This is a genomic window from Corynebacterium sp. Marseille-Q2823, from assembly GCF_903645345.1.
Lineage (GTDB): Bacteria > Actinomycetota > Actinomycetes > Mycobacteriales > Mycobacteriaceae > Corynebacterium > Corynebacterium hiratae.
The window spans coordinates 127220-146784 of the sequence record NZ_CAHJXS010000005.1; the positions used below are offsets into that span (position 1 = coordinate 127220).

The following is a 19565-nucleotide window of genomic DNA, read 5'->3' on the forward strand; positions in this document are numbered from 1 at the left end:
CCTTCGTAGCGCAAGAAGGCAGGGAGGTTCGATTCCGTCCCACTGTATGGTGTACCGCGCTGGTACGGAGTACACGTGCACATTGACGGGGATAATCCCGCAGTATTGTTTATTGTTTATCACCGCCGCGCTGGGCGGAGAGTGTAGGTGAGGGTTGGGAATGGGGACTATACTTCCGGCACACCGCTTTCCAATTAAGCTTGTGTGCCATGAGCGAGCAGAAGAACTACAGCACCGATAATCCGTTCAAGCCGGAGCTCTGGCGCCCCGTCGAGGGCTTTGAGGACCTCACGGATATCACCTACCACCGGCTCATCAGCGATGAGCCGAAGCCCAAGCGGAAAGACGGCATCGTCCGCATCGCCTTCGACCGCCCGGAGGTGCGCAACGCGTTTCGCCCCCACACGGTGGATGAGCTCTACCGCGCGCTGGACCACGCGCGCCGCACGCCGGATGTCGGCACGGTGTTGCTGACCGGTAACGGACCTTCCCAGAAGGACGGCGGCTGGGCATTTTGCTCCGGCGGTGACCAGCGCATCCGCGGCCGCTCCGGGTACCGCTATGCCACGGAGCACGCGCATGATGACGCGACTGCCGACGAATCCACCGTCGACACCGCCCGCGAAAAAGTTGAGGGCGGCCGCCTGCACATCCTGGAGGTCCAACGCCTCATCCGCACCATGCCCAAGGTGGTCATCGCCGTGGTCAACGGCTGGGCCGCCGGCGGCGGACACTCCCTGCACGTGGTGTGCGATATGACCATTGCCTCCCGCCAGGAAGCCCGCTTCAAGCAGACCGACGCCGACGTCGGCTCCTTCGACGCCGGCTATGGCTCGGCCTACCTGGCCAAGATGGTGGGCCAGAAGTACGCCCGCGAGATCTTCTTCCTGGGCCGCACCTACGACGCACAGCGCATGTACGAGATGGGCGCGGTCAACGAGGTAGTTGACCACGCCGAGCTGGAGGACGCCGCCATCCAGATGGGGCGCGAAATCAACATGAAGTCCCCCACCGCCCAGCGCATGCTCAAGTTCGCCTTCAACCTCACCGATGATGGCCTCATGGGCCAGCAGGTCTTCGCGGGTGAGGCCACCCGCTTGGCCTACATGACCGACGAGGCTGTCGAGGGCAAGGAATCCTTCCTGGAAAAGCGCGAGCCCAACTGGGATGACTTCCCGTACTACTACTAACCGTCAGTCCACGAGGAGAACCCACAGTGCTCTACTTCGCCATCGCCCTCGCGGCCATCGCGCTGGTTGCCGTCATTGCATCTCGCGTGTGGATGCTGCGCCACATCAAGCAGGCCCAAAGGGACGGTGAGCGCCCCTTCGACCAGGAGGACGAGCTCATCAACCCTTACGAACACCGCGGGCGGTAACCTAGCTAACCGTGACCATCCTCTCCCCTCTGCCTGTCAATCCACATGACCCCGCCGCCATCCTGCCTGATCTGGAAGCGGCCATCGCAGGACAAGCCACCTTCCTGCCCGTCCCGGCGGAGGACTGCACCCGCGCGCAGCTCCTGCGCAACCACATGCGCGCAGGAGAACCCATTAACTCCTCCATCGCGCTGGTCGTGGCCACCTCTGGGTCCACGGGCACACCGAAGGGCGCGCAACTCACGGCTGCCAACTTGGTCTCCAGCGCCGATGCCACGCACCGGGCTCTCGGCGGCACCGGCCAGTGGCTGCTAGCCATGCCTGCCTCCCACATCGCGGGCATCCAGGTATTGGTGCGCTCCCTCGTCGCGGGCGTGGAGCCGCTCTGCCTTGACCTGTCGGAAGGTTTTTCCATCCCCAATTTCGCCCGCGCCGCGCACGAGCTGGCCGCCACTGGGGATCGCTCATACACGGGACTGACCCCCATGCAGCTGGCCAAGGCCATGGATTCGCTAGAAGGAATCGAGGCCCTGCGCACCTTTGATGCCATCCTCGTCGGAGGTGCTGCCACCCACCCGCAACTGTTGGAGTCAGCGAAGAAGCTGCGCATCACCATCGTCACCACCTACGGTTCCTCAGAGACTTCCGGCGGCTGCGTCTACAACGGCCGTCCCCTCGATAGCGCGCGCGTGCGCATCGGCGACGAGGGGCGCATTTACCTCGGCGGGCCCATGATTGCGCAGGGCTACCGAAACGTGGACTCAGATGCCTTCATGGTCGATGAATCCGGCACCTCGTGGTTTGCTACCTCCGACGCCGGCGCGCTTCACGACGGCCACCTCACCATCACCGGGCGCCTCGACAACATCCTGAACACCGGCGGGCTCAAGCTCCACCCGGAGCAGCTCGAGCAGCACATCCTGCGCGTGCCGGGAGTGGAAGGAGTGTGCGTGGTCGGCATCCCCCACCCACGCTTGGGGCAGATGATCGTTGCCGCCTATACCGGATGGGCGGATGTCGGCGATATCCTCGTGGCTCTCGATGACGTTGGCCTTCCCCGGTGGCACATCCCCAAGGATTTCAAGCGCCTGCCTGAACTCCCCACCACCGGTCCCGGCAAGGTTGACCGCCTCGCCGTCGCCCGCATGTGGGACAGCTAAGCCTCCGCTTCGCCAAAGCTGCGTACGGCAATGCCGCGCGCAGCGGATTCCCCGAGGGGGAAGTGTGAACCTTCATCGACGGCAACCTCGAGCACACCCGCAACCGAAGGGGCAACGACGGTCAATTCTACTCCCGGCCGCACTCCATATTTATCCAGGTAGCGCAAAAATTCGCCATCAGCGTCAGTGACCTGCTCCACGGTGACGGGGGTCTGCGCGGGGACGTCGATAAGCGTAATGCGCGAGACCGGCTCGGCAGTGCCATCCGGGGCAGGTATGGGATCACCATGCGGATCGCGGGCGGGGTTGCCCAGGAAAGAATCAAGACGTTCAACGAGCCTGTCGGACGTCGCGTGCTCTAGCATTTCTGCCTCATCGTGCACCTCATCCCAGGTATAGCCCAGAGTGCGCACGAGGAAGGTTTCCAGGAGCCGATGCCGGCGCACCATTGCCACAGCCAGCCGCCGGCCTTCCTCAACAAGCCGAACACCGAAGTAGCGTTCGTGTTCCACCAGCCCCTTCGCGGCCAGGCGCTTGACCGCCTCCGACGTGGTGGGCAGCTTCTGCCCCGCCGCTTTAGCTAGGTCCCCCAGCGGCATCGCGGTATTAGCGCCCTCTTTCTCCTCATAGGTCCAGAGGATCTTGAGGTAATCCTGGGTGCGTTCGGGCAGCTCACTGATGTGCATACCCCCATCGTAGTTCAGCCTATTGCTTCCAACGGTTTCAGCACTTATGCTCTTTCAAGTTCAATCCATTGAACATCGACATTCACTTTTAATAAGAGAGGTTTCCCGTGAAGAAACTTATTGCGCTTCCCCTCGCTTCCCTCGTGGTCGCAAGCACGCTGAGCGCCTGCACCAGCAGCGACTCCACCGAAGCCCAGAACGATAACCTGACGATCTTCGCCACGACCGGTTACTTGGCTGATGCGGCCGCCAATATCGCCCCGGACGCCGACATCACCACCATGGTCGGCCCCGGCGGCGATCCACACACCTACCAGCCCACCACGCGCGATATTGAAAAGATGCAGGATGCCGACCTCGTCCTCTGGAATGGCCTTCACCTCGAGGCGCAAATGGTGGACCAGCTCTCCTCCCTCGGTGAGAAGCAGCTAGCTGTCGGCGAACAGCTCGATACTGCTGACCTTCTGCCGTGGCCCGAGCAAGGTGACAAGGGCGAAAAACTCTACGACCCGCACATCTGGAATAGCCCCGAGCTGTGGAGCCAGGTCGTCGATCACATCGGCACCAAACTCGGCGAAATCGACTCTGACAATGCCGAAGACTATGCCGCGGCCGCCGATGAATATGAAGACAAGATTGCAGCCGCGCATGACAAAGCGGCTAAGGAACTCGAAAACGCCTCCCCGCGCGTCCTCATCACCGGCCATGACGCCTTCAACTACTTCGGCAAGACCTTCGACTTTGAAGTCCAAGCCACCGACTTCGTGACCACCGAAGCCACCAAGTCCGCCACTGAGATCTCCGAGCTCGCGGATACGATCGCGGAGAAGAAGGTCCCCGTTATCTTCCAAGATAACCAGGCGAACCCACAGGCCATCACTTCTCTCAAGGAAGCCGTAGAAACCCGCAACTGGACAGTCACCATCTCGGATGAAGAGCTCTTTGCCGATACCCTCGGCCCGGAAGCCCCAACCGATACCTACCTCGGAGCCTTCGAACATAACGCTAGCGCCGTGGCGAAAGCACTAAGCTAATGCTCAGCGTAGGAAACCTCACCGCCGGCTATCCCCGCACGCCGGTGCTTCACGACGCCTCCTTCACCCTCACCCCCGCGACTATCACCGGGCTGGTGGGTGCGAACGGGTCGGGAAAGTCTACTCTGGTCCGCACGCTGGTAGGGCTCCTTCCGCCTCTAGCCTGCGGGTCGATGACCTTCGATGGCGTCGATCTGGCACATTTTCGGCAGCGTCTCGGATATATGCCACAACATGCGGATATCGACTGGAATTACCCTGCCACCGCCTTCGACATCGCCCTGATGGGCCGCACCGCCGGGCTGCGCTGGTGGCAGTGGCCCAGCCGCGCTGACAAAGACGCCGCTCACGCCGCGCTTTCCCGCACCGGAATGCAGGCACACGCGCAGCTGCCGATTTCCGCCCTGTCTGGTGGTCAGCGCCAGCGCGTGTTGTTGGCGCGCACGCTCGTTAGCGAGCCGGAATTCATCATCCTCGACGAGCCCTTCGCTGGTGTCGATGCCGCGAGTCAGCGCGCCATCATGGATGTACTCAAGGAACTGCGCGAGAACGGCGTGACCATCCTGCTGGTGCATCACAACCTGGCGGAGGTCGCCGACTTTTGCGATGAGGTCCTCATGGTCGGCCACGGCCGGCTCATTGCTGCTGGCCCCACCGAGCAGGTACTTACCGAGTCCGCCATTGCCGACATGTTTTCCCTGCCATCATGAACCCACTCGAGCTTCTTCAGAACTACACCTATACCCAGGCACTCCTGGGCACCGTGCTCATCGGTGGCTGCGCTGGCGCGCTAGGCCCACTGGTATATGTTCGCCGCACCAGCCTGCTGGCCGATGCCATCTCGCATTCTTCCCTGCCTGGACTGCTCACCGCCTTCCTCGTGGCCACCGCCATTGGCTGGGACGGGCGAAATGTCTGGCTTCTTTCTTGCGGCGCCCTGCTCACCGGAACCCTCGCGGTGGGGTGCATTCACCTCATCCCGCGGTTAACTCCCCTGGGGCAAACCACTGCGATGGCGGCCACGCTAACCACATTTTTCTCGGTGGGAATGCTGCTCATGCAGTATATTTCCCGCCGACCATTGCCTGGCAAGGCCGGAATCCAGGATTATTTGCTGGGAAATGCCTCCACGCTCACTCGCGCGGATGTACGGTCCACACTCATCATCGGTGGCTGCGTGCTGCTTTTTCTTTTCCTCATTCACACCCGGCAGGCCGCAGTCACTTTTGATTCAAGTTTTGCCCAGGTAGCCGGCATCCGCACCTCGTTCCTCAACGCGGCTAGTTTCTTCGCCCTCACCGCCATCACGGTGCTCGGCGTCAAAGTCGTCGGCGTAGTGCTCATGGTCGCCGTGGTCATCAGCCCTGCCGCCGCTGCCCGCCCCTGGACCACGCGCTTGCTACCTTTCATCGCGCTCTCCGGGTTCTTCGGCGCGGCCACCGCTGCTCTCGGCTGCTATGTCTCCATTGCGCACGGCCCGCTGCCCACCGGTCCGGTCATCGTCCTGGCTCAGGCGGCGCTCGTCACTATCAGCCTCACCAGTAGAAAGCTCGCCTCATGACCCTCGCCGCGACCGCTTGTCTCCTTGCCGTTCTGACGGCCTTGGCCTGTGCTATCCCCGGCACCTTTGTTGTCCTCAAAGGCCAGGCCATGCTTATCGACGGCATCGGCCATGCCGTCCTTCCCGGAATTGCCGTCGGCTACCTCTTTACCGCAGATCTAGATTCACCCATCTTGCTCGTTACCGCGGCCGCTGGCGCCTTGGTGGTGGCGTTGGGAACTGACGCACTACAGCGCAGCCCGCTGGTGACTGCTGATTCCGCCCTCGGATTGGTCTTTCCCGCCCTGTTTGCCGCCGGAGTCATCCTGATTTCTACGCACATGAGCCACGTGCACCTTGATGTCCACGCCGTTCTCGTCGGTGATCTCAACCTCGCGGCCTTCTCCAATCCCAACTATTGCTACATCATGGCCGCAGTGCTGGGTATCAATGCTCTCTTCCTCGCCCTTACACTGCCGCGTTTATCCGCCACGACTTTTGACGCCGATTTTTGTGCCGCACGCGGGGTGCCCACGCGCGTTCTTCACATCATATTTATGACCGTGGTTGCCTGCACCGCCACCGCCGCCTTTCACGCTGCCGGTGCCATGCTGGTCATCGCTCTCATGGTATTCCCGACGATGACCGCGCGGCTGCTTACTCAGCGCGTGCCCACGCTGGTGTTGACCGCCTGTGGCGTTGCCGCTATCAGCGCGGTCGTGGGATTTTGGGTTGCCTATGTCCTTGACGCGGCTACCTCTGCCGCAATGACAGTCACCAATGCCGTTATTTTCGTTGCAGTGCTCATCATCTACCGCTTTCGCCAACGCACCAGCTCATTGCCGCAGCACACCACACCAGTGGCACAATAGTGAGCATGTCTGCCTTTTCCGCCACTCCTGCCGATTGGCTCCAGGGTGCTCGCCCGCACACCTGGGCCAATGCCTTTGCTCCCGTTATCGCTGGTACCGGTGCCGCTGCCGCGGCCCACGGCCTGCACTGGGGCCGGGCGTTGCTGGCGCTCATCGTGGCCTGGGCGCTTATCATCGGCGTGAATTACGCCAACGATTACTCCGATGGCATCCGCGGCACCGATGATGACCGCACCGGCCCCCAGCGGCTTACCGGGGGCGGGCTGGCCAAACCGCAACACGTCAAGTTCGCCGCCTTCGCCTCCTTCGGCGTGGCGGCTATCGCGGGCATCTCACTCTCCCTAGCTGCCAACGCCGCCTCGTTCATCCTCGTCGGCGCCGTGTGTATCGCCGGTGCCTGGTTCTACACCGGTGGCAAGAACCCCTACGGCTACCGCGGGTTCGGGGAAATCGCCGTTTTCGTGTTCTTCGGACTCGTCGCGGTCCTAGGTACCGAGTACACACAGGCCGGCCGCATCACGTGGACAGGCCTTGCCTTAGCCGTGGGTATCGGCGGTATGAGTGCGGCGGTAAACCTGGCCAATAACATCCCGGACATCCCCTCCGATAAGGCCACCGGCAAGATCACTTTGGCGGTGCGCCTGGGTGATAAAAAGTCCCGCACGCTATTCATGACCCTCTTGCTGCTGCCGGTACTACTCACCATCGGCCTAGCCTTCGATTCCTGGGCCGCGCTCGCTTCGCTGCTCTACTTCCCTCTCGCGCTGGGTGCTATCCGCACCGTCAACCGCGGCGCACGCGGCCCGAAACTCATCCCAGTACTTGGCATGGCCGGCCGCGCGATGCTGGTGTGGGCGGTTATCAACGCTGTAGCGCTGGCTCTGGTTTAACCACCGATTTAGCGGCCAGCCAGCTCCTCTTGGACCCACTTCTTGTGGGCCTTGCGCTGCGCGGAGTACTCCGCCAGCGTCTGAGTGGCTTCCATGCGCCACGTGGAGAAGATCAGCATGGACAGCGGCAGCGCCACAAACAACGCCAACAGGGCGGAGACCAGCAGCGGAAAGGTCCCGAGAACCGCCATGGCCAGCAGCTGAATCACCGCGGTGAGCACAATGAACAGCACCACGCGGGCAGCCCCGTACTTCCACAAAGCGACGCGGGAGCGGCGCTTGAGCGCCGGGTCCGGCTGGGGCGGTTCGGAGTTCTGGGAGGCGTTGGTGGTGTTTTCTGTCTGACTCATAATTCTCACTTTTGCTTTGCGGGCATTCCGTAGAATACAACGCATGGGTCGATTGATACTACTACTCTTGTTTGTCCTCGCGGCGGTCCTCGTATGGAAGGCCTTTGGTCCGTCGAGTTGGAATAAGAAGGTGCAGCAGACACAGCAGCCGCAGCGCCCCGCAATCAAGGGCCCAGACGATGACGAAGAGTTCCTGTGGAACCTAGAGAAGCAGCGCTTCAAAGAGCGCCGCGCCAGGGAGCGGGAGGCAGAGCGCCAAGAAGAAGAGCGCCGCCGTCGCTCACAGGGTTCACAAGGTTCCCAGAAACCCAAGGCCCCCGAGGACAAAGACAATAAAGCCGACGAAGCCTAAGCCTTCGGCTCGAAGGTCATCTCAAGGCCGAGGGCCTCAGCCACCGCAATCACCTTTTCCCAGCGCACGCCAGAGCCGCCGTGCTCGATGGTGTGCAGCGTGGAGCGCGAAATCCCGGCCTTCTCAGCCAGCTCCTGCTGCAAGATACCGAGTTCTCGGCGGCGCTGCGCAAAGCCCTCACCGAGAGCGATGAGCTGCGGGTTATCGCCCGCCGGCTTGCCCTGTTTGTGCCGCGGCTTAGGGGTATCCGCCATTTAGTTCAGCCCCGCATAGGAGTGCAGGCCGGAGACAACCATGTTGATGAAGAACAGGTTGAAGATCATGAGCAGCATCGCCGCGATGTTGATATACGGCGCGGCCTTGCGGAAGGCCGGCGTCGCGCGGGCGTGCAGGTAGGCGGCGTAGAGGATCCAGGTGGCGAAGGATACGGTCTCCTTCGGGTCCCAGCCCCAGTAGCGTCCCCATGTGGACTCGGCCCAAATAGCGCCCAGTACAATACCCAGGCCCAGAGTCGGCAGCGTCACCACGCCCAAGCGGTAGGCCAAGCGGTCCAACTTCTTAGCAGAAGGAAGCGGGCGGGCAAGCGCACCAAAGAAACCGGACTCACTGCCCTTCGGCTGGAACTCACGCAGCACGCTGAGCAAAGAAGCGATACCGGAGACCACGCCGATGGACGCACCCAACGAGACCACAGTGACGTGGATGGGCAGCCAGTGAGACTGGAGTGCCGGAACCACCGGAGCGGATTCCGCATAGAGCTTGGTGGAGCCGTAGAACATCAGCGCCAGAATCGGCGTGAGCAGCCACGGCCACAGAGTGCGCCATTCCTTGCGCTGCATGGCGATGGTCGCCACCACCATGGCGCCGGCGGTCACCATGAGCACGTACTCGTAGAGGTTGCCAAACGGGAAACGCCCCGTGGCCAGGCCGCGCAGCACAATGGCCGCCAAGTGTAAGGCGATACCCAACCACAGGAGCATCTGCGTCATGCCGCCGAGCTTGTCGGCGTTCTCCCGCTTCTTCGACAGATCCGCGTCTAGGTCAGCATCGGGGCCAGTGCTGGCTGTCGGGGGGACGTCGCCAAGCGCGGCACTGTCTGCCGAGGCCCCCACGCTAGCGAGTTCGCGCTGCTGCGCCACAGCAGTCGTGCGGGAGCGCATCGCCTCGATGATGCTGTGCATCCGGCCGTAGTAGACCAGGGACAACACCAAGGCGAGAGCATAAACGACGAACGCGGTTTGCACCGCGATGTCGGAAAAGTTGGACAGATTTTGATCAACCTGCATGAGTGGGAAACCTTGCCTTCACAATCGTGCCTACACCGTGCTTCACGCACGAGGCTGCATGAGCGGAGAGATTTATGGTGCTCATCAGAGTACCCCCCTTCAGCGGGAGTATCCAACTTTTGACGGATAGCTTTCTCACCTTTAGTCGGCGGAGTAGAGTTCGTCCTCCTCCACCTCATCGGGATCCGGCAGTTCCAGGAGCTCGCGGTGAAGCTCATGGAATTCCTCAGACCAGCCCGCGCGGTCGGTGCGGGCAAGACCGCCCATCTCAATATCGGTGCCACCATTGGCCCCCGGCCGGATGCGCACCCACACGCGGCGGCGCTTGATCACCAGCGAGCCAACCAGGGATACCAGCATGACCAGCGCGGACACGAGAACCCAGCTCTGGAAGGGGTCATAGGAAACCTGGTAGTTCGCAAACTCGGAGGCACCGTCGAAGGTGATCTTCGTGCCGTCGTCCAGCGTGACCGATTCACCCTGGTTCAGGTTGACGCGGTCGATCTTCTGCAGCTGGCCCGTGTGGACCAGGTTGGAATCGAGGGAGAAGAGGGACTGCGGGGTACCCGTGTCCAGGCCGGCATCGCCGCGGTAGATATCGATAGCCACGGCCGGATCCAGCATCGCCGGGTAGGAAGACTGCAACAGCTTGCCGCTCTCGCCGGACCACTCGGCGGTCGGGGCAAACAGGCCCTGGATGGCGATCTGGTTCTGGCGGCGCTCAAACAGGTCCGGGTACATGCCCGCCGGCGGGTCGAAGCGCATCACTCCCGACGAGAGGAAGAACGTGGTGTCAGTGGGCTGAAATTGGATGGTCTGCGTGCGCTTCTCACCGTTAGGCCACTCCACCGTCATGGTCGGCGCAAAACCGTGGCCCTGCAGGTAAACGCGGTTTTTGTCAATGCGCAGCGGGTGATTGACCTGCAGCTGGTAGTCCTCCCAGGTCTCCGGGTCCGTGAAGATGTCGTCGCCGGCGGCATAGGACACGTTCGAGGTGAACATCTCCGCCTGGCCATTGGGCAGGTAGTCCGCGGTGAAGTCGTGGGCCAAGAAGCAGAAGGGGTGCAGGCCGGTGCCGTCGAATAGCGGGCCGGCGCGGAAGGAGTCATAGACGGAGGTGGAGGTGTTGCAGAACTCCGTGGATTGCGCCTGCTCTTGGGTCTGCCCCTGGGAGTTCTTCTCCGTGACCACGATGACCTGTCCCTCGTAGTGCACCAGGCGCCCGGCTGCCATGGTGAGCAAGATTGCCACCAACGCGATGTGGAAGATGAGGTTGCACAGCTCGCGGGCATAGCCGCGCTCCGCGGAGAAGGATTGCGCACCCGCGCGGTCCTTCTCGGGCGAGACCTCGGAGACCCGCCACTTCTTCAGCATGGTTGTGGTGGCCGCTGCGATCTCCTCCGGGGACTTTTCCGAATGCCCGGTGGCGTTGAGCGGCATCTTTTCCAGATACTTCGGCGCGCGCGTCGGCGGTGTGCGGTAGGCCTTGTAGTGATCCCAGGAGCGCGGGATGATGCAGCCCACCAGAGAAATCATGAGCAGGACGTAGATGGCCTGGAACCAGACGGAGGAGAAGACGTCGAAAAGCTGCAGCTTGTCGTAGATCTCCGCCACCTTGCCGTTGGTCTCAATGAAGTCGTTGACGTTAGATTCATTGAGCGAGCGCTGCGGCAGGAGCGATCCGGGAATGGCGGCGATGGCCAGCAAGAAGAGCAGCGCCAGCGCGGTGCGCATGCTGGTCAGCCAGTGCCAGGCCTTGCGGATATATCTCACGAAAAATCTCCTTTACAGCAGCGTCGCGCCATAGGACACGGTCCACTGGCGGATGGCGTTGATGAAATCTCCCCACAGCCCGGTCAGCAGCGCCAGGCCGACGAGGATCATGGCGATGCCCCCGAGAATCTGGATGGTCCGGGAGTGCTCCCGCATCCAGGTCACGGTGCGCATGGCCTTAGCGGAGCCCAGTGCCACGAGCAAGAAGGGCAGGCCCAGGCCCAGGCAGTAGCCAATAATGAGGATGGTGCCGCGCAGCGCGGTGGTTCCCTCGGTGCCGGCGGAGACAGACAGGATGGCAGCCAGCGTGGGGCCCAAGCACGGGGTCCAGCCCAGGGCGAAAACCCCGCCGAGCAGCGGCGCGCCCAGCCACGTGGTCCAGCGCCGCGGCGCCATGCGCGTGTCCTTCTGTAGTACCGGCACCACGCCCATGAACACCACACCCATGAGGATGGTGATGACACCGCCGGCGCGCATGAGGGTATCCGCGTTGAGCGTCAGCGCCGAAATGGCGCCGAAGACTGACACGGTGGCTAGGACGAAAACGACGGTAAAGCCCAGCACGAAGAGTGCTGCGGCACCGACGACGGCCCAACGCCGGCGCTTGCCGACGCCCACCCCCAACTCCTCGTCATAGCTCACCTCACCGCCGACCACGGAGGCGAGGTAAGAGATATAGCCAGGAACCAGTGGAACCACACAGGGTGAGGCGAAGGAGACCAATCCGGCCACGGCCGCGGCGAGCACTCCGATCAGGAGCGGGCCGGACACGGCGGCATCGGCGAAGCTTTGCCCCATACCGTCAGCGGCGAGGATCACTGTTCTTTCTCCAGTTCGTCGACGACCTCGAGGACATCCTTCTCCGTGATCTCGGTCAGGAAGACCGCGGCGGGGCGGTGCTGCTTATCCAGCACGATGGTGGTGGGCACCACGGAGGTAGGCACGCCGCCAAGTGCCGCGGCCGTCTTGAAGGGCGGGTCGTAGATGGAGGGGTATTCCAGGCCGTTATCGGCCATAAAGTCTCGGGAGATCTCCGGGTTGAAGTCCTTGACATTGATGCCTAGCACGGTGCCGACCTGGCGCTTCTGCAACTCCGCATGGATGGCCTGGAGGTCATCCGATTCGGAGCGGCACGGCGCGCACCACTGACCCCAGGAGTTGAGGACGACGATCTGGTCTTTGAAATCCGAAAGCTTGATCGTCGTGGACTCATCCCGCAGGTCCTCACCGGAGAAATCCTTGAGCGGCTTGCGGTCTTCCTCCGCATAGCGGATGGTGGTCTGCCCGCCGGGCGAGATGAACTCGAAGGTGCCGCCGGAAGCCACGGCGTTCTGCGCGTTTTCCTCGCTTTGCGAGCAGCCAGCCAAGGCAAACACAGCAAGGACACCGGCCGCGGCGGCGCGGATAGTTCTGCGTCCCATTAGATGTCCTGCGCCGGTTCGGAGTAGAAGATATCGATGATCTCGCGGTCACGGTAGACCAGCGAAGTCACCGAAGCCAGCGCGCACGTGCGGTCCCACGGCGCGTGGGCCAGGCGCTTGCCCAACACGGTGCGCTGCACCATGACGATGGGCAGCTGATGGGCAACCACGATGGCCTCGTGTCCCTCGGCCTTGGCGCGGGCGCGCTCGGCGGCGTCCATCATGCGCGCGGCGATCTCCTCGAAAGGCTCGCCCCACGAGGGCTCAAGCGGATTGACCATGAGCGGCCAGCGCTGCGGATTCCACAGCTGCGAATTCCAGCCCTTGGTGCGCAAGCCCTCGAAGCGGTTGCCGGACTCGATGACGCCCTTATCGACGTCCACCTCCAAGCCCGTCACCTGCGCAATCGGCAGCGCGGTTTCCTGCGCGCGCTGCAGCGGCGAGGCCGCCAGGTAGGTCACGTCATGGCCTTCGAAGGCTTTCGCTGTGCGTGCGGCCATGGAATGCCCACGGGAGGACAAGTGATAGCCCGGGATGCGTCCGTAAAGGATCTTATCCGGGTTATAAACCTCGCCGTGGCGGACGAAGTGGACGATGGTGGTGGACATATACCTGTGTCTATCCCCTCAAATGGTTGGTTTACTGCGGGCGCTGCGCGCTGGCGGCGGCCTGGGCGGCAGGCTTGAGAGCTGCCTCGATTACCTCAAAATCATTGTCCGTGAGCGCATCAGACACAAACCAGGTCTCGAAGGCTGACGGCGGAACGTACACGCCGCCCTCCAGCAGTGCGTGGAAGAAGGGTGCGAAGCGCCAGGTATCGGCCGCCTGCATATCGGCGAAGTTGCGGCCCTGGCCCTCGGCGAAGCGGATGGAGAACATCGTCTCCGCGCGCTGGATGTGGTGTGCCACTCCGGCGGCATCAAGTGCCGCCGTTATCAGGCTGGTCAGGCAGTCCGCGTTGGCCTGCAGGCGCGGGTACAACTCTTCGTTGGCCAGCTCCAGAGAGGCCAGACCGGAGGCCATCGCCACCGGGTTACCGGACAGCGTGCCCGCCTGGTAGACAGGGCCGGCGGGGGCGAGGGAAGCCATGACGTCGGCGCGGCCGCCGAAGGCAGCTGCCGGCAGGCCACCGGAGACCACCTTGCCGAAGGTCACCAGGTCACCCGCTACCCCATCGACGCCGAACCAGCCCTTGTAGGAGGTGCGGAAACCGGTCATGACCTCGTCGAGGATGAGCAGGGCGCCGTCGGCATGCGCGATCTCCTTGAGTGCCGCGTTGAAGCCCTCCTCCGGGGCCACGGTGCCCATGTTGCCCGCCGCGGCTTCGGCGATGATGCAGGCGATCTCTCCCGGGTGCGCGGCGAAGGCCTCGCGGACGGCGTCGAGATCGTTGTACGGGACGACGATGGTGTCCGCGGCCGAGGCACCCGTGACGCCCGGGGAATCCGGCAGCGCGAAGGTGGCCACGCCGGAGCCAGCCGACGCCAACAGCGCATCCACGTGGCCGTGGTAGCAGCCCTCAAACTTCAGGACCTTGGCGCGGCCGGTGAAACCGCGGGCCAGCCGCACGGCGGACATGGTGGCCTCGGTACCGGAGTTGACCAGGCGCACCTGCTCCACGGCGGTGCGCTTGACGATGTGCTCCGCCAACAGCGTCTCGCCCTCGGTCGGGGCACCGAAGGAGAGGCCGTCGGCAGCCGCCTTCTGCACTGCCTCCACGATGGCCGGGTGGGCATTGCCGTGGATCATCGGGCCATAGGAGCTGACCAGGTCGACGTACTCGTTGCCGTCGATATCCCAAAGGCGGGAGCCCTCACCGCGAGCGATAACGCGGGCTTGGCCGCCCACGGATCCGAAGGCGCGGACCGGGGAATTCACACCGCCCGGGGTGACCTTGGTGGCGCGCTCGAACCACTCAGCGGACTGGGACGTATTCTGCTGGTTTAGCTGGCTGGAGTTAGGCATAGCCCACATTGTATCGGTTTTAGCCCTATACAAAAGTTGGAGTCCCCTCGTGTCTTGCAGCCTCCTCTCCACCCCCTCGCGAGCCCCCTGAGCGCGCTCGCGCTGCGCACCCGCCATGGGAACGCTATGCTGGCAGCACACTGTTGATTCTGCCTTTCTTTAATTAAGCGCTGGGGTGCGCTGTGGGAGGCACTACTTAAGGGGGATTCCCATGGCATCGCGCCGTATTCTTGTCATTTTTGCTTGCCTTCCGCTTTCTGCCTGCGCTGCCACGCAGGCAGAACCTGCTCCGCGAGCCGAGCCCAACCCCACCACCTCGGCCCAGCTGCCTTCCTGGAAGCCTGATGCGGTACCCCAGCCGGTCAACCGCTTGGGTGACACCACCTCCATCGCGCCAGCTCCGGCTGAACCGGAACCTACGGCCGAAGCACCAGCTCCCGCACCCGTAGTAGCCGAAACACCCACGCCACGCGTCGAAGTAGAAACCGTCACCGTCCGCGCGCCAGCGCCCGCACCAGCACCGGCGCCACGCCCGGCCCCACCGCAGCGGCCCAAACCCAAGCTAGAACTGCCCGAGCCTCCGCAGATTCCCCTCCCGCCGGAAGTCCAGGAGGGTCTCGATCAGCTACCCAAACTGCCGCCTTTGCCGAAGGCGGAGGAGATCTACATCGATGTGCCCTTCTAAAAGTCAGATGCCACATACGTTTCGATCAAATAGTGGCAGAAAATCACCCATTTTCGGGACCTTAATTGATCGAAACGTCACCAGACCTCATAGCCTCGCACCATCTAAGGGTAGACCCTGATCTACCTCCTATATTCCCCCCACTGCGCATGACAAGACACATGCCCGAGAGTTAATCTGAACCCGATTTCAATGACGGCGTTAACCTGACAGTAAGGGATTCATGAATAAGAAAGCTCTCGGCATCACTGCTGGCGCTATCGCTGCGGTTCTCCTCGCAGGCGGCGGTGGAATGTACGCACTAACCAGTGGGTCTTCCGATATTCAGCTCACCGCAACCGATGTCACGAAAACCACCAAAGAAGACCTGATCAGTTCCGTCTCCGCCTCCGGAACGGTTTCTGCCGAGCGCGAACTCTCACTGACCGCCTCGCTGACCGGCCCCATCCAGTCTTTAGACGCGAAGGTGGGCGATCGCGTCGAAGCCCAACAGTTGCTCGGCCGCATGGACACCACCGAAACCGAGCGCGAGCTCGAGGCCCAGCGCACCTCCCAGGAGGCCAGCAAGCTCGAGGCCGTCCACCAAATCGAGGATGCCCAGCTCCAGCTGCGCCAGCTTCAGGATTCCCTCGACCAAGGCCTCAACCCCGAGGTCAACAGCGCCCAGTCCGCCGTGAACTCGGCGCAGACCGAGTACGCCGAGGCACAGCGCAAGCTCGATGATGCCCTCGCTGCCAAGGGCGACCGCCCCGAGATTGCCGAAGCCCGCGCCGCCGTCGAGCAAGCACGCTCCGGGGTGCGCGATGCTGAGTCCAAGTCTTTCCAGTCCGCACTGGCCTCCCTCGGCACCGCCACCGAAGATCCTTCCGGAATCAACACTGCCAGCGCTTTCTTGAGCTACCTCGATTCTGACGAGGCCGTGCAGGACTCCGAGCGCCAGCTCAAGCAGTCCGAGGAATCCTATGGTCGCGTCCTCCGCGGCATCGACCGCGAGCTAGGCGAACAACAGCGCGCCACCGCCGCCTCCTACCAAGCGGTTGCCGATGCCGAACGCGCGCTGCAAGCCAGCAACCTCGCCATCGAACAGCAGATTTCCTCCCAGTCCCAAGCGGTGAACCACGCGGTGGAATCGGCGGCGTCGGCGAACGCGAACAATGCCAAGGAAAAGGGGCCGCGGGAGTCCCGGCTCCCCCAGGCCGACCTGCCCCCCCCGCTGGCGGGAGTCATCCCCGCCGTCAATGGCGAAGCCGGCATGCCCGCCGAAGGCCCCATCCTCACCGTGGCGGATGACTCCTCCCTGCTGGTGAAGTCCACGGTCAAGGAGGGCGATATCGCCCGCATCAAGGTCGGCGATGAAGTTTCGTTCACCTCGCCTTCCAGCCCAGGCAAGGAGTTCAAAGGCAAGGTCACCTTCATCTCCCCCACCGCTGAGCAGCCCGATGTCGAGGCTGGCGCAGGCGGCGGCTCCGGCAAGCCAACTGGCTCCTCCAAGCCCGAATTCCCCGTGCACATCCGTGTCGACGGCAACCGCGAGGGGCTGCGCCTCGGTTCCACCACAAAGGTAAAGATCATTACGAAGAAGGACAAGAACGTCATCACCGTGCCGCTCTCCGCCATCTATGAAGAAGGCGGCAAGAAGAACGTCCTCGTCGTCGACAACGGCACGATCCAGGCGCGCGAGGTCAAGGTGGCCAGCGAATCTGATTTCTCCGCCGCCATCTCCTCCGGCCTCAAGGAGGGCGAGACCGTCATCAGCCAGGCGGATACCCACAAGGACATGGTCGGCATGTCCGCCTCCGTCGATGGCTCCGATGATGCGGAAGAGAACGCATGAGCCGCCTCATTGAGATGCGGGGAATCGTCAAACGTTTCAACGAGGGCCTCGACAGCGAGCTAACCGTCATCCCGGGCCTCGATTTCAGCGTGGACGAAGGCGAATTTGTGGCAGTCGTGGGCCAGTCCGGCTCCGGCAAGTCCACGCTCATGAACATCATTGGCTTGCTCGACCGCCCCACCGCCGGCGAGTACCAGCTGGCTGGCGTCGATGCGCTGGCGCTTGGCGACGACAAACTAGCCTCCTTCCGCGGCCAAAAAATCGGTTTCATCTTCCAGAACTTCAACCTGATCGGCCGCATGTCCGCGCTGAAAAACGTGGAGATGCCCATGGTCTATGCGGGCGTTTCGACCCACGAGCGCACCCAGCGCGCGGAAGAGCTTTTGGAGATGGTCGGCATGAGCGACCGCATGAACCACCTCCCCAATGAGCTATCCGGTGGTCAGAAGCAACGCGTAGCCGTGGCCCGCGCCTTGGCCAACCAGCCGGAGATTCTGTTGGCGGACGAGCCCACCGGTGCGCTGGATTCGCAGACCGGCCGCATGGTCATGGACCTCTTCCACGAACTGCACCGCACGCATGGAAAGACCATTTTGTTCATTACCCACAACCCGGAATTGGCTGATGAATGCAGCCGCACCGTCACGATGAAGGACGGGGTGCTGTCATGAATTTCGCTGAATCCACCAAGATGGCGCTGACGAGCCTGCGCACCAACAAGATGCGCTCGGCGCTGACGCTCTTGGGCGTCATCATCGGCATCGCCGCGGTGATCTCCATCGTCACGCTCGGCCACTCCTTGCAGGCCTCGGTTCAAAAAGACTTGGACAAGGTCGGCGCTAATAACTTCACCGTTCAGGTCAAGGAGCGCCCTGAGGAGGGCGAAGAGGAAGAAGCCGACGATCCCTTCATGGGCGGCGGCTATGTCGAGGACGAGTCCTCGATGCTCACCCCGGACATGCTGGACCGCGCCAAGGAGGTCATGGGGGACCAGATCGCCGGCATCAATATCGGCGAGTACAGCTCCTATTCCGGCGCCCTCGTGGTCGAGGGCGAATCCGGGGAGGAGACCGCCAACCTCCTCATCCGCCCGACCAACCCGGACTATGTCTCAGGCTCCTCCTATTCCATCGTGGCCGGGCGCTTCCTCAATGAAGACGATATCGACTCCAGCCGAGCAGTAGCCATGCTGGATAAGGAGACCGCCACCAAACTTTTCGGTGCTCCTGAAGACGCCATTGGCCAATACGTAAGCTTCGAAACCCAAGAGGCCTCTCCTATTGAACTCGCCGTCATCGGTGTTTTTGAAGAACCGCAAACCGGCCCTCTTGTAGGCGGTGGCCCCAGCCAATCCGCCTTCGTTCCTTACCCGCTGGAAGCCGAACTTTCCGATTCCCCCGGTGCCGGCACCGCCTTCAGCGAGGTCACCGTTCGCGGCAACCCAGACTTGGATAAGTCCGCGGTGGCCAGCAACCTGCAGCGTGTCTTCGATAGCTATTACAAGGACAACCCGGACTACATGGTCAAAGTGACCGACTTCAGCGATGACCTCGCGTCCTTGAACCAGATCTTCACCACGATGAGCCTAGTGCTCGCGGCCATCGGCGGTATCTCGCTGCTCGTCGGCGGCATCGGCGTGATGAACATTATGCTCATCACCGTCACCGAGCGCACCCGCGAGATTGGCATCCGCAAGGCGCTTGGCGCACGCCGCCGTGATATCCGCATCCAGTTCATCACGGAGGCCATCGTGGTCTGCCTCATCGGTGGACTCATCGGCATCGCCATCGGCACCGCCGCCGGCATGGCGGGTGCGGCCGCCATTGGCTCACTCGTGGCACCGCCGCTGTGGGCGGTTATTCTCTCGCTGCTCTTCTCGCTGGCTATTGGCCTCTTCTTTGGCTACTACCCCGCGGGCAAGGCCGCAAAGCTGGACCCGATTGAGGCACTGCGCTACGAATAAGTGTCGCGTCGTCGTTTCAAACGACGGCGCCCCTAATGCACCACCTTCAGCCCCACGATCCCACCAATAATCATGGCGGATAGCACCTTCCATGCTCGTGCGGCGGCGAATAGATGACTGACCCGCCACGCTCACACCGCGTAGCCGGCCCACGGGATAAATGCCAACCGCCATCGATGCGAGGCAACGAAAAGACACCGAGCCAGCCGGCTGCGCTACCAGCGCCGCCGCCCACACGGCCTCGAAAGCACCAGAGAAAATCAACACGAACCACGATTGCCAGTCTATCGGCCTCGTGTCCGGTAGTTTCGCATGAATCGCGGCGAGCCTGCCCACAATGATGGCACATGCGCATGAAGATCGCATTCCGCTGGCC

Annotated in this window: 22 protein-coding genes; 13 read left to right on the plus strand and 9 right to left on the minus strand. The window is 62.6% G+C overall.

The features are described from left to right. Nucleotides 1–209: 209 nt before the first annotated feature. Genes HWX44_RS07640 through menE form a run of 3 tightly spaced genes read left to right on the plus strand, consistent with a single transcriptional unit; the run spans nt 210 to nt 2538 of the window. Nucleotides 210–1190: a 1,4-dihydroxy-2-naphthoyl-CoA synthase gene (locus HWX44_RS07640; RefSeq protein ID WP_070754855.1), complete on the plus strand. Its 981-nt coding sequence runs from the start codon at nt 210–212 to the stop codon at nt 1188–1190. 26 nt (nt 1191–1216) lie between these two features. Continuing rightward, nucleotides 1217–1378, plus strand: a complete 162-nt coding sequence (locus HWX44_RS07645; protein ID WP_168162652.1) for a hypothetical protein — start codon at nt 1217–1219, stop codon at nt 1376–1378. 11 nt (nt 1379–1389) lie between these two features. Next, entirely contained in the window at nt 1390–2538 is a 1149-nt protein-coding gene (gene menE / locus HWX44_RS07650) for an o-succinylbenzoate--CoA ligase (protein ID WP_046647780.1), read from the plus strand. Here menE and HWX44_RS07655 read toward each other — a convergent pair. Continuing rightward, the gene (locus HWX44_RS07655) at nt 2535–3224 is read right to left on the minus strand and encodes a metal-dependent transcriptional regulator (protein ID WP_046647781.1); all 690 of its coding nucleotides are present in this window, start codon (nt 3222–3224) and stop codon (nt 2535–2537) included. The two genes, menE and HWX44_RS07655, sit on opposite strands and share 4 nt — an antisense overlap. 107 nt (nt 3225–3331) lie before the next feature. Here HWX44_RS07655 and HWX44_RS07660 point away from each other — a divergent pair, with 107 nt between their 5' ends. From HWX44_RS07660 to HWX44_RS07680, 5 genes are read left to right on the plus strand one after another with little or no spacing between them, the layout of a single operon-like run. Beyond that, complete coding sequence (locus tag HWX44_RS07660; protein ID WP_175974031.1) at nt 3332–4258, plus strand: metal ABC transporter substrate-binding protein; 927 nt, start codon at nt 3332–3334, stop codon at nt 4256–4258. Beyond that, nucleotides 4258–4968 carry a metal ABC transporter ATP-binding protein gene (locus HWX44_RS07665; RefSeq protein WP_010189751.1) on the plus strand — a complete coding sequence of 237 codons (711 nt, stop codon included), beginning with the start codon at nt 4258–4260 and terminating at the stop codon, nt 4966–4968. The genes HWX44_RS07660 and HWX44_RS07665 overlap by 1 nt, the downstream gene beginning before the upstream one ends. Beyond that, a complete protein-coding gene (locus tag HWX44_RS07670) occupies nt 4965–5819 on the plus strand; it encodes a metal ABC transporter permease (RefSeq protein ID WP_010189752.1) in 855 nt (284 codons plus the stop codon). Before HWX44_RS07665 ends, HWX44_RS07670 begins: the two co-directional genes overlap by 4 nt. Further along, the gene (locus HWX44_RS07675) at nt 5816–6670 is read left to right on the plus strand and encodes a metal ABC transporter permease (protein ID WP_010189755.1); all 855 of its coding nucleotides are present in this window, start codon (nt 5816–5818) and stop codon (nt 6668–6670) included. The genes HWX44_RS07670 and HWX44_RS07675 overlap by 4 nt, the downstream gene beginning before the upstream one ends. Before the next feature lie 5 nt (nt 6671–6675). After that, on the plus strand, nt 6676–7560 hold the full coding sequence (locus HWX44_RS07680) for a 1,4-dihydroxy-2-naphthoate polyprenyltransferase (RefSeq protein WP_175974033.1): 885 nt from the start codon (nt 6676–6678) through the stop codon (nt 7558–7560). Between the two features lie 8 nt (nt 7561–7568). Here HWX44_RS07680 and HWX44_RS07685 read toward each other — a convergent pair whose 3' ends face one another. Next, nucleotides 7569–7910, minus strand: a complete 342-nt coding sequence (locus tag HWX44_RS07685; protein WP_046647785.1) for a DUF4229 domain-containing protein — start codon at nt 7908–7910, stop codon at nt 7569–7571. A 43-nt stretch (nt 7911–7953) separates the two neighbouring features. On the opposite strand from HWX44_RS07685, the gene HWX44_RS07690 reads away from it, so the two are divergent. After that, complete coding sequence (locus HWX44_RS07690; RefSeq protein WP_049154847.1) at nt 7954–8262, plus strand: hypothetical protein; 309 nt, start codon at nt 7954–7956, stop codon at nt 8260–8262. On the opposite strand, the gene HWX44_RS07695 is transcribed toward HWX44_RS07690, so the two are convergent. From HWX44_RS07695 to hemL, 7 genes are all read right to left on the minus strand, one after another. Further along, entirely contained in the window at nt 8259–8516 is a 258-nt protein-coding gene (locus HWX44_RS07695; RefSeq protein WP_046647787.1) for a helix-turn-helix domain-containing protein, read from the minus strand. The two genes, HWX44_RS07690 and HWX44_RS07695, sit on opposite strands and share 4 nt — an antisense overlap. Continuing rightward, a complete protein-coding gene (ccsB, locus tag HWX44_RS07700) occupies nt 8517–9548 on the minus strand; it encodes a c-type cytochrome biogenesis protein CcsB (protein ID WP_049154848.1) in 1032 nt (343 codons plus the stop codon). A gap of 141 nt (nt 9549–9689) precedes the next feature. Continuing rightward, nucleotides 9690–11321, minus strand: a complete 1632-nt coding sequence (locus tag HWX44_RS07705) for a cytochrome c biogenesis protein ResB (RefSeq protein ID WP_046647788.1) — start codon at nt 11319–11321, stop codon at nt 9690–9692. Between the two features lie 12 nt (nt 11322–11333). Then, nucleotides 11334–12119 carry a cytochrome c biogenesis CcdA family protein gene (locus tag HWX44_RS07710; RefSeq protein ID WP_046647905.1) on the minus strand — a complete coding sequence of 262 codons (786 nt, stop codon included), beginning with the start codon at nt 12117–12119 and terminating at the stop codon, nt 11334–11336. Nucleotides 12120–12136: 17 nt separating this feature from the next. Then, nucleotides 12137–12742: a TlpA disulfide reductase family protein gene (locus tag HWX44_RS07715; RefSeq protein ID WP_175974035.1), complete on the minus strand. Its 606-nt coding sequence runs from the start codon at nt 12740–12742 to the stop codon at nt 12137–12139. Further along, the gene (locus HWX44_RS07720) at nt 12742–13350 is read right to left on the minus strand and encodes a histidine phosphatase family protein (RefSeq protein WP_175974037.1); all 609 of its coding nucleotides are present in this window, start codon (nt 13348–13350) and stop codon (nt 12742–12744) included. Before HWX44_RS07720 ends, HWX44_RS07715 begins: the two co-directional genes overlap by 1 nt. Nucleotides 13351–13381: 31 nt before the next feature. Continuing rightward, nucleotides 13382–14716 (minus strand): glutamate-1-semialdehyde 2,1-aminomutase, encoded by a 1335-nt coding sequence (gene hemL, locus HWX44_RS07725; protein ID WP_175974039.1) that lies wholly within the window; start codon nt 14714–14716, stop codon nt 13382–13384. A 202-nt stretch (nt 14717–14918) separates the two neighbouring features. On the opposite strand from hemL, the gene HWX44_RS07730 reads away from it, so the two are divergent. The 4 genes from HWX44_RS07730 (at nt 14919) to HWX44_RS07745 (ending at nt 19189) form a co-directional block, all read left to right on the plus strand. Then, nucleotides 14919–15392, plus strand: a complete 474-nt coding sequence (locus tag HWX44_RS07730) for a hypothetical protein (protein ID WP_010189769.1) — start codon at nt 14919–14921, stop codon at nt 15390–15392. A 223-nt stretch (nt 15393–15615) separates the two neighbouring features. After that, on the plus strand, nt 15616–17226 hold the full coding sequence (locus tag HWX44_RS07735; protein ID WP_175974041.1) for an efflux RND transporter periplasmic adaptor subunit: 1611 nt from the start codon (nt 15616–15618) through the stop codon (nt 17224–17226). Continuing rightward, the gene (locus HWX44_RS07740; RefSeq protein WP_049154852.1) at nt 17223–17897 is read left to right on the plus strand and encodes an ABC transporter ATP-binding protein; all 675 of its coding nucleotides are present in this window, start codon (nt 17223–17225) and stop codon (nt 17895–17897) included. The genes HWX44_RS07735 and HWX44_RS07740 overlap by 4 nt, the downstream gene beginning before the upstream one ends. Next, entirely contained in the window at nt 17894–19189 is a 1296-nt protein-coding gene (locus tag HWX44_RS07745) for an ABC transporter permease (protein ID WP_070701469.1), read from the plus strand. The genes HWX44_RS07740 and HWX44_RS07745 overlap by 4 nt, the downstream gene beginning before the upstream one ends. Nucleotides 19190–19565 lie beyond the last annotated feature (376 nt).

Coding starts and splice junctions, on each gene's coding strand:
- HWX44_RS07640 (WP_070754855.1), top strand. CDS start 210: ATGAGCGAGCAGAAGAACTACAGCACCGATAATCCGTTCAAGCCGGAG.
- HWX44_RS07655 (WP_046647781.1), bottom strand. CDS start 3,224: ATGCACATCAGTGAGCTGCCCGAACGCACCCAGGATTACCTCAAGATC.
- HWX44_RS07665 (WP_010189751.1), top strand. CDS start 4,258: ATGCTCAGCGTAGGAAACCTCACCGCCGGCTATCCCCGCACGCCGGTG.
- HWX44_RS07670 (WP_010189752.1), top strand. CDS start 4,965: ATGAACCCACTCGAGCTTCTTCAGAACTACACCTATACCCAGGCACTC.
- HWX44_RS07675 (WP_010189755.1), top strand. CDS start 5,816: ATGACCCTCGCCGCGACCGCTTGTCTCCTTGCCGTTCTGACGGCCTTG.
- HWX44_RS07680 (WP_175974033.1), top strand. CDS start 6,676: ATGTCTGCCTTTTCCGCCACTCCTGCCGATTGGCTCCAGGGTGCTCGC.
- HWX44_RS07685 (WP_046647785.1), bottom strand. CDS start 7,910: ATGAGTCAGACAGAAAACACCACCAACGCCTCCCAGAACTCCGAACCG.
- HWX44_RS07690 (WP_049154847.1), top strand. CDS start 7,954: ATGGGTCGATTGATACTACTACTCTTGTTTGTCCTCGCGGCGGTCCTC.
- HWX44_RS07695 (WP_046647787.1), bottom strand. CDS start 8,516: ATGGCGGATACCCCTAAGCCGCGGCACAAACAGGGCAAGCCGGCGGGC.
- ccsB (WP_049154848.1), bottom strand. CDS start 9,548: ATGCAGGTTGATCAAAATCTGTCCAACTTTTCCGACATCGCGGTGCAA.
- HWX44_RS07710 (WP_046647905.1), bottom strand. CDS start 12,119: ATGGGGCAAAGCTTCGCCGATGCCGCCGTGTCCGGCCCGCTCCTGATC.
- HWX44_RS07715 (WP_175974035.1), bottom strand. CDS start 12,742: ATGGGACGCAGAACTATCCGCGCCGCCGCGGCCGGTGTCCTTGCTGTG.
- HWX44_RS07720 (WP_175974037.1), bottom strand. CDS start 13,350: ATGTCCACCACCATCGTCCACTTCGTCCGCCACGGCGAGGTTTATAAC.
- hemL (WP_175974039.1), bottom strand. CDS start 14,716: ATGTGGGCTATGCCTAACTCCAGCCAGCTAAACCAGCAGAATACGTCC.
- HWX44_RS07730 (WP_010189769.1), top strand. CDS start 14,919: ATGGCATCGCGCCGTATTCTTGTCATTTTTGCTTGCCTTCCGCTTTCT.
- HWX44_RS07735 (WP_175974041.1), top strand. CDS start 15,616: ATGAATAAGAAAGCTCTCGGCATCACTGCTGGCGCTATCGCTGCGGTT.
- HWX44_RS07740 (WP_049154852.1), top strand. CDS start 17,223: ATGAGCCGCCTCATTGAGATGCGGGGAATCGTCAAACGTTTCAACGAG.
- HWX44_RS07745 (WP_070701469.1), top strand. CDS start 17,894: ATGAATTTCGCTGAATCCACCAAGATGGCGCTGACGAGCCTGCGCACC.